This window comes from Escherichia sp. MOD1-EC6300, from assembly GCF_002965045.1.
In the GTDB taxonomy this organism is placed as follows: domain Bacteria; phylum Pseudomonadota; class Gammaproteobacteria; order Enterobacterales; family Enterobacteriaceae; genus Escherichia; species Escherichia coli_F.
Genome location: NZ_PTRH01000083.1, coordinates 1 through 263, shown reverse-complemented (window position 1 = coordinate 263; position 263 = coordinate 1). Strand labels below are relative to the sequence as shown.

1 pseudogene is annotated in these 263 nt (G+C 58.2%); it reads right to left on the bottom strand.

From position 1 onward, the window contains the following. Positions 1 to 263: pseudogene (locus tag BGE37_RS24935) on the bottom strand (autotransporter outer membrane beta-barrel domain-containing protein); the annotation flags it as partial.

Below are 263 nucleotides of genomic sequence, written 5' to 3'. Positions count from 1 at the left end.
GGTGTCCACGGCACTGCCACCGCTGGAAACTTGCTGTTCCCCGGTATTAATGAGAGTCCCGGAGACACTTCCGCCACTGAAAACAGTCTGCAGTCCCCCCTCAATGGTGGTGTCCACGGCACTGCCACCGCTGGAAACTTGCTGTTCCCCGGTATTAATGAGAGTCCCGGAGACACTTCCGCCACTGAAAACAGTCTGCAGTCCCCCCTCAATGGTGGTGTCCACGGCACTGCCACCGCTGGAAACTTGCTGTTCCCCGGTAT